Origin of the sequence: Phenylobacterium sp. (assembly GCF_024508875.1) — a bacterium.
Classification (GTDB): domain Bacteria; phylum Pseudomonadota; class Alphaproteobacteria; order Caulobacterales; family Caulobacteraceae; genus Phenylobacterium.
Genome location: NZ_JANINU010000150.1, coordinates 1 through 5,749 on the forward strand (window position 1 = coordinate 1; position 5,749 = coordinate 5,749).

Genomic DNA, 5,749 nt, shown 5'->3' on the forward strand with positions numbered 1-5,749 from the left:
AGGAACAGCGCCGCCGCCTGCAGCGGCTGCTGCAGGTCGTGCGAGGCGGCGCGGATGAACTGGGTCTTGGCGTCGCGTTCCCGCTCCAGGTCGGCCAGCGCCGCCGCAAGGGCTTCGCGCGCCGCGTCGGCCGCCGCCTGGGCCGCCGTCGCCTTCACCACCGCCTCGCGCACGAAGCGGCGGATGGCGACCAGCACCAGGCCAAACAGCGCCAGGAAGATCGCGAGCGCCAGGAAGTGCGGCGGTCGCGCCACCAGCAGCCAGGCGGTCAGCGAGCCCAGCACCAGCACCACCGCGGACTTCAGCACCTGCGTCGCCTCGGTGGCGGCGGCGAACTGGATGATGAGGTACCAGGCGAACAGCACCAGGAGCAGCGCGCGCAGTTCCGGGTCCGCGGCGGGCAGGAAGACCCAGACGCTGCCCGCGGTCGCCAGGTTGCAGAGGGTCATCGCCGCCTTGGCGCCGGGGATCCACCGCCGGAGGATCGCCTCGTCGCTGGGCGGACGCGCGGTGAAGCCGAGCCAGGCGACCAGCCAGCCGGCAAGGAACAGGCCCATGACGCACAGCCAGGCGGCGAAGCCGGCCGGGGCCGCCTTGCCCGCGAACTGGAAGGCCAGGAAGACGGTGACGACGGACAGGCCGACCCAGGCGGCGATGCTGCCCTTCAGTTCCGTCCGCGTCTCGTTGACGAGGATCTGGTCCCGATACGCCGCGTCCACCCCGCCAACGCCTCCCCGCACTTCGAAGACCATCGAAGCCTCAACTTTCCCTGTCAAGCGAAGCGGTTAGCAGCAAGTTCTGCGCCAGGCGGGGGCCGATAGGCCATCCGGTCTAATGGGCCGGCCACCGGCGGCGGCCTAGGGTCGGGCTCCGTGGCCCGTGGACCGGATCTCTCGGGGACCATCCTCCCCGTCGTCCGCCCCAGGCCAAAGTGCAAGCCGGGCGCCCAACGCCCGCACGAAGTGGGGGTTTATCCGATGAAATTCTTTGTCGCCCTGGCCGGCGCGATGGCGCTCGCCACCAGCGCCCATGCCGTCACCTACGACGCCTTCGAGAGCTTCGACGGCACGCAAGGCGCGGGTGGGTTCAGCTACATCAAGCTACCGGTCATCCAGGGCAATCCCGCCACCCTGCTCTCCACGTCCAGCGCCTGTGTCGTGACCTCGGACTTCTGCCTGCAGGACGGCGCGGGGCTGCCGGGCGTCTACAAGTCGCTGACGTCGTTTTCGGAGGGCACCTACACCGTTCCCGACGACCGGCTGCTGGCCCACCCTGGCGCGGTGAACCCGCTGGCGATCCTCTTCGTGGCCCCAGAGGCCAGCGACTACGACTACGTCCTGAACCTCGACGTGCTGGACCGTTCGCCGTCCGGCGTCGGCCTCGCCCTCCTCACCAACGCCGGCGGCACAGTCTCGACGAGCCCGCTGGGCGGCCTGAACGCCCAGAACCTGGCGCTCTCGCGTACCGGCACGGTCACGCTCGCGAAGGGGGAGTTCTTCGGCTTCATCATCAATAACGGCGGCAACTATTCGAACGACTCCATCGGCGTGGACTTCACGCTGGAGGGCGGCGGCGTGCCCGAGCCCGCCACCTGGGCCTTGATGATCCTGGGCTTCGGCGGCGCCGGCGCCATGCTTCGCCGGCGCGCCGCGCTGGCGGCCTGATCTCCTCAGGACGACGGACGCGCGGAGGCCCGAGAACGGGAGTTCGCGCGTCTTGCGTCAGCCGGCGCTAAGGCCCAGCCGCGCCAACACCGCCTTCACGTAGGTCGGCCCGACGGCCACGTTCACGCCGTCGCGCAGGATGAGCGAGATCAGGCCCTTGCCGAGCCGCTGCACCTCCTGCACCCGGGTCAGGTTCACGAAGGCCGACCGGTGCACCCGCGTCAGCATCTCCGGATCAAGCATCTCTTCCAGGGCGGTCATGGTCAGGCGGTGGATGTAGCTGCGCGTGGGCGTGTGCAGCATCACATAGTCGCGGGCCGCCTCGATCCAGTCGAGGTCGGACGCCAGCACCCGGACGTGGCCGTTGCGCCCCGAAACCCAGAAGGACACCGCCTCTGCCGACGCTGCGGCCTCGATGGGCGGCGCGGCGTCCCGCATCGCCCGCCGCCGCCGGGCGCGTTCCACGGCCTGGCGCAGGCGGTCGAACCGGACCGGCTTCAGCAGGTAGTCGGCCGCTTCCACGTCGAAGGCGTCGGCGGCGTACATCTCGAAGGCGGTGACGAAGACGATCTCGGGCCGTTCGTCGGCCGGCAGCCCGCCGGCGACCGAGAGGCCGCTGAGCTCGGGCATCTGGATGTCCAGCATGGCCAGGTCGGGCTTCAGGGCGTCGATCTGTTCCATCGCCTCGCGCCCGTTCCGCGCCACGCCCACGACCTCGGCCCCGGCGATCTGCTCGAACAGCGCCTGCAGCCGCTCCAGTGCGGCGGGCTCGTCGTCGACCAGCAGCACCCGCATGTCAGGCCGCCCGCGCCTTCCGGGCCTTGAGGCTCTGGATCAGCGGCAGGCGCACCAGGGCCAGGAATCCCCGCTCCCGTGCGGTGGTCTGCAGGACCCCGCGCGCGCCGTAGAGGGCGCCCAGCCGCTGGCGGATATTGTTCAGGCCGACCCCCGCGCCCTTCGCCGGCTCGCCCAGGCGCTCGGCGTCGTCCTCGACCAGCACCACGAGGTCGTCTCCGTCGCGCGCAACCTCGAGGCGGATCGTCACCGCCGCCGACGCGCGGGAGACGCCGTGCTTGACCGCGTTCTCGATCAGCGGCTGCAGGATGAACGACGGCACGACCGCGCCGCGCAGCTCGTCGGGGCAGGAGAAGTCGACCCCCAGGCGGTCGCGGAACCGCACGCTCTCGATCTCGAGATAGGCCTGGATGGTCGCCAGCTCGTCCTCGAGCGGGATCAACGCTTCGGGGTCGGCCGCCAGCGTCACCCGCAGGAAGCCGGCCAGCTTCTCCAGCATGGATTCCGCCTCGTCGTTGCGCTTCGTGATGACCGCCGACGACACGGCATTGAGCGTGTTGAACAGGAAGTGGGGGTTGAGCTGGTAGCGGAGCGCGGCGAGCCGAGCGGCCGTCGCCTGGTTCTCGGCTTCGGCGGCGCGGGTCCGCGCGTCGGCGAGCTGGCGCTCATGCTCCACGAGCGCGCGGCTGGCGTTGACCATCATGTAGAGCGCGCCCACGAGGCCGAACATCCAGCCATAGGCGAGCAGGTTGCTGACCGCGCGCACCGCGAGCTTCGTTCCCACCGGCTCGGCGAAGGCCGGATCGACCAGGTGGCGCAGCCAGCCGCCGAGCGTGAGGTCGACGGCGGCCACCCCGGCCCCAGCGGCAAGGGAGGCCAGGGTCAGGCCGGCGTAGCGGGTGGCCGCGTTGCGCGCCCGCAGGCGCGCGACCGCCAGGTAGACCGCCGGGGACAGCGCCAGGCCGGTCGCCGACAACGTCGTCAGGCTGACCACCGTCGTCGCCTTGAGGTCGCCGCCCACCACGCGCGGCATGATGTTGAAGCCGGCGTCCAGGCCCCACACCGCGAGCGTGAGCCAGACGGCCTGCCACAGGAGGCGGCGGTCGGGGTCGGAAGCGTTCGAAGCCTTCATCGTGGCGATCATAGTCCAGCGGATGCGCCGGAACGCCAGCGTTCGTCGCAGGACCGACGGTGCTCGTCGATCCGTTCGGCCCCGGAATTCGGCCGTTCGTCGCGACGAAAGCGGCCCTCGGCGCTTCGGCGCGGCCCCGCGGCGGCGGGTCTCACACCGCCTGACGGCCCCTGCGGCGGCGCCCAGACTTCGCGCGATCCCACGAACCTCATGGAGTTATCGACGTGCGTAAGCGTATCGCCATGGCCGCCCTCGCCGGTGCGGCCGTCGTTTCCACGGCCGCCGAGGCCGAGACAATCTACTTCCAGAACTTCGACAACGGCCTCACGGCCCAGGAGCGCGTGGGCGGGACCTTCGGGGCCGCCAACGGCAGCGTCGGCCACACCGGGCTGATCTATCCGAACTTCGACAACTCCTACTACCAGGTCTCGCTGGACCTGCGGAACTACACCGACGCCCTGCTGACCTTCGACTACGACCTCGTGACCGAGGAGCACTACGACGGCTTCAACGTGCAGGCCTCGACCGACGGCGTCTTCGGCGCCTCGAAAGTCATCCGCTCGATGACCAACAACTTCTACGGCACGATGTTCAACAACCTGTCCGACCTGGGCCGCGTGGCCGTGACCGGCAGCCAGAGGGGCACGACCCAGTTCGACCTCAGCCAGTTCGCGGGCCAGACCCTGGACCTGCGCTTCCAGTTCCAGGCGGACTATTCGGCCTTCAGCCGGGGGCTACTACTGGACAACGTCGCGATCACCGGCACGCGAGCTCCGGGGACGACAGTGCCCGAGCCGGCGGCCTGGGCCCTGATGATCCTGGGCTTCGGCGCGGCGGGTTCGGCCCTGCGCCGCCGGCGGGCGCTCGCGATCTGATCCGTCCGATCCGCTTGTCGTGACCCAGCGATCCGGGTCGTGATGAGGCGGAGGAAAGACCTCAGCTCCCCAGCCGGAACGGCACCGTGCGGCGCTCGTGCTTCGGCACGCTGAGCCGCCGGTCCACCGGGGGGAAGGCCCGCTGGGCGCAGTCGTCCCGCTCGCAGATCCGGCAGCTCACGCCGATCGGCGCGGCTGGGCCCTTCAGGTCCAGGCCTTCCGAATAGACCAGCTCGTGGGCGTGGGCGATCTCGCAGCCGAAGCCCAGCACATAGCGCCGGTCGGGCGCGAGATAGCTCTCCGACCGCTTCACCACCGCCCGCGCCACGCAGAGGTAGCGGTCGCCATCCGGCATCGAAGCCACCTGCACCAGGAAGCGGTCGGGCGAGGCCACCGCGTCATGCACGTTCCATAGCGGACAGGCCCCCCCGAAGCGGGCGAACCGGAAGCGGGTGGCGCTGTGGCGCTTGGTGATATTCCCGGCATAGTCGAGCCGCACGAAATAGAACGGCACGCCCCGCTGTCCCGGCCGCTGCAGGGTCGAAAGCCGGTGGCAGACCTGTTCCAGGCTGGCCCCGAAGGTCGCGGCGAGCTGCTCCACGTCGTGCCGCTGTTCCCGCGCCGCGGCGGCGAACCTTCGGTAGGGCGTCAGCAGGGCGCCGGCCGCGTAGTTGCCCAGGCCGATCCGGCATACGTCGACGGCTTCGGGGCTCTTGAAGCGCGCCTCGCTGAGTTCGGCCTCGATGATGTCGGACAGGTTGGCCACGGCCACGTGGAAGGCCATCTGGAACGCCCGCGTCGCCGCCGGCTGCGCGGCGTTCAGCCACAGCTCGTGCGCGACGGGATCGTAGCGCCGCATCACGTCGCCCAGCGGCGCGTAGCGCACGCGCACGCCCAGGCGCTCGCGCAGGTACATCTCCAGCAGCATGTCGGCCGACGCCGGCTGGTCCAGCCCGATCTCCTGGGCCAGGTCCTCGGCCGCCCGGTCCAGGCTGTCGATGTAGTTGTCCTTGAAGTGGAAGAAGTCGCGGACCTCCTCGTAGGGCAGCAGGGAACTGGCCGACATGGACTCGTCCAGCGCCACGGCCTCTTCCGTCAGCTTCAGGCGCTCGGCCAGCCGGTGGTTGGCGCGGTGCAGATCCAGGAACCGCCGCGCCAGCCCCGGCGACTGCTGGGCCACCTGTCGAAGCTCGCTGAGCGGAATCGGCGCCTCGGCCGAGCCGCTCTCGGCCACCGCCTCGCGCAGGTCGAACAGCAGGCGCTGGTCGTCGTCGGCCTCGAAG

General features: G+C 70.5%; 6 protein-coding genes. 2 read left to right on the top strand and 4 right to left on the bottom strand.

Going from position 1 to position 5,749, the window contains the following annotated elements; translation table 11 throughout:
* On the bottom strand, window positions 1–752 hold a 752-nt coding region (locus Q0L11_RS12355), incomplete at its 3' end, for a hypothetical protein (protein WP_296597605.1).
* A 225-nt stretch (window positions 753–977) separates the two neighbouring features.
* Between Q0L11_RS12355 and Q0L11_RS12360 the strand changes: the two genes are divergently transcribed.
* A complete protein-coding gene (locus Q0L11_RS12360) occupies window positions 978–1,664 on the top strand; it encodes a PEPxxWA-CTERM sorting domain-containing protein (protein ID WP_296597607.1) in 687 nt (228 codons plus the stop codon).
* A 57-nt stretch (window positions 1,665–1,721) separates the two neighbouring features.
* Here Q0L11_RS12360 and Q0L11_RS12365 read toward each other — a convergent pair whose 3' ends face one another.
* Together Q0L11_RS12365 and Q0L11_RS12370 are read right to left on the bottom strand one after the other, a co-directional pair.
* A complete protein-coding gene (locus Q0L11_RS12365) occupies window positions 1,722–2,459 on the bottom strand; it encodes a LytTR family DNA-binding domain-containing protein (RefSeq protein WP_296597608.1) in 738 nt (245 codons plus the stop codon).
* A 1-nt stretch (window position 2,460) separates the two neighbouring features.
* Complete coding sequence (locus tag Q0L11_RS12370) at window positions 2,461–3,591, bottom strand: sensor histidine kinase (protein ID WP_296597609.1); 1,131 nt, start codon at window positions 3,589–3,591, stop codon at window positions 2,461–2,463.
* 224 nt (window positions 3,592–3,815) lie between these two features.
* On the opposite strand from Q0L11_RS12370, the gene Q0L11_RS12375 reads away from it, so the two are divergent.
* A complete protein-coding gene (locus tag Q0L11_RS12375) occupies window positions 3,816–4,466 on the top strand; it encodes a PEPxxWA-CTERM sorting domain-containing protein (RefSeq protein ID WP_296597610.1) in 651 nt (216 codons plus the stop codon).
* Between the two features lie 61 nt (window positions 4,467–4,527).
* Here Q0L11_RS12375 and Q0L11_RS12380 read toward each other — a convergent pair.
* Window positions 4,528–5,749, bottom strand: a 1,222-nt coding sequence (locus Q0L11_RS12380; RefSeq protein WP_296597611.1) for a short-chain fatty acyl-CoA regulator family protein, incomplete at its 5' end; no start/stop codon positions are given.